Annotated in this window: 2 rRNA genes; both read right to left on the bottom strand. The window is 57.7% G+C overall.

The features are described from left to right. Nucleotides 1-11: 11 nt before the first annotated feature. Nucleotides 12-128, bottom strand: a 5S ribosomal RNA gene (gene rrf, locus H5J29_RS30210). A 132-nt stretch (nucleotides 129-260) separates the two neighbouring features. Next, nucleotides 261-2,123 (bottom strand): 23S ribosomal RNA (locus H5J29_RS34500); the annotation flags it as partial.

Raw genomic sequence — 2,123 nt, 5'->3', positions numbered from 1 at the left:
TCGATGTTTGATGTCGGCGGCGACCTACTCTCCCACACCCTGGCGAGTGCAGTACCATCGGCGCTGGAGGGCTTAGCTTCCGGGTTCGGGATGGGACCGGGCGTTCCCCCTCCGCCATAACCACCGACAACACTATTCAACTATCCCCCCAACATCGCCCATCACAAGGCGATACTCGGGGGCCGAACACCAACCACGCCCCGAAACCGGGACAAAATGGTTGTGTGCTCAGGGTCACACAGTGGATGCGAACAACATGTTGTGGCAAGCCCTCGGCCTATTAGTACCAGTCAACTCCACCCCTCACAGGGCTTCCATCTCTGGCCTATCAACCCAGTCGTCTACTGGGAGCCTTAACCACGCAAGGTGGTGGGAGACCTCATCTTGGAACGAGCTTCCCGCTTAGATGCCTTCAGCGGTTATCCCTTCCGAACATAGCCAACCAGCCATGCCCCTGGCGGGACAACTGGCACACCAGAGGTTCGTCCGTCCCGGTCCTCTCGTACTAGGGACAGCCTTCCTCAAGTCTCCTGCGCGCGCGGCGGATAGGGACCGAACTGTCTCACGACGTTCTAAACCCAGCTCGCGTACCGCTTTAATGGGCGAACAGCCCAACCCTTGGGACCTACTCCAGCCCCAGGATGCGACGAGCCGACATCGAGGTGCCAAACCATGCCGTCGATATGGACTCTTGGGCAAGATCAGCCTGTTATCCCCGGGGTACCTTTTATCCGTTGAGCGACACCCCTTCCACCAGGTGGTGCCGGATCACTAGTCCCGACTTTCGTCCCTGCTCGACCTGTCAGTCTCACAGTCAAGCTCCCTTGTGCACTTACACTCAACACCTGATTGCCAACCAGGCTGAGGGAACCTTTGGGCGCCTCCGTTACTCTTTGGGAGGCAACCGCCCCAGTTAAACTACCCACCAGGCACTGTCCCTGAACCAGATCATGGCCCGAGGTTCAGACACCCAATTCGACCAGAGTGGTATTTCAACAACGACTCCACACCCACTAGCGTGAACGCTTCACAGTCTCCCACCTATCCTACACAAGCCGAACCGAGCACCAATACCAAGCTGTAGTAAAGGTCCCGGGGTCTTTCCGTCCTGCCGCGCGTAACGAGCATCTTTACTCGTAGTGCAATTTCGCCGAGTCTCTGGTCGAGACAGCGCCCAAGTCGTTACGCCATTCGTGCAGGTCGGAACTTACCCGACAAGGAATTTCGCTACCTTAGGATGGTTATAGTTACCACCGCCGTTTACTGGCGCTTAAATTCTCCGCTTCGCCCCGAAGGACTAACAGGTCCTCTTAACGTTCCAGCACCGGGCAGGCGTCAGTCCGTATACATCGTCTTGCGACTTCGCACGGACCTGTGTTTTTAGTAAACAGTCGCTTGGGCCTGGTCTCTGCGACCGGCCATCCCTAGCCCGCAAGGAGCTTCAAGACAACCGGCCCTCCTTCTCCCGAAGTTACGGAGGTATTTTGCCGAGTTCCTTAACCAGAGTTCACTCGATCGCCTCGGTATTCTCTACCTGACCACCTGTGTCGGTTTGGGGTACGGGCCGCAACAGCACTCACTAGAGGCTTTTCTCGACAGCATGGGATCACCCTACTTCGCCTCAATCGGCTACGCATCACCTCTCACCCTTCACGACCCCCGGATTTACCTAGGAATCAGGCTACAGGCTTACACCACGACAACCACCGCGTGGCGAGGCTACCCTCCTGCGTCACCCCATCGCTTGCCTACTACCGAATCGGGTCCCACGCTCCACCACACCCCATCATCCCGAAGGAATCAAAGGGGGTTTCGGATGGTTAGCATCAACGACCTCAGCATGGACGCACTATCACGAGCACGGGAATATCAACCCGTTATCCATCGACTACGCCTGTCGGCCTCGCCTTAGGTCCCGGCTCACCCTGGGCGGAACAACCTGGCCCAGGAACCCTTGGTCATCCGGCGGCAGAGATTCTCACTCTGCATTCGCTACTCATGCCTGCATTCTCACTCGCACACCCTCCACCCCTAGGTCACCCCGAGGCTTCAACGGATGCACGACGCTCCCCTACCCAACAACACGACTACACCACCCCAACCACAAGGACTGGGAGGCGGAT

It is taken from the genome of Pseudonocardia pini (genome assembly GCF_013870575.1).
Lineage (GTDB): Bacteria > Actinomycetota > Actinomycetes > Mycobacteriales > Pseudonocardiaceae > Pseudonocardia > Pseudonocardia pini.
This window is presented reverse-complemented; position numbering and strand designations above follow the sequence as displayed.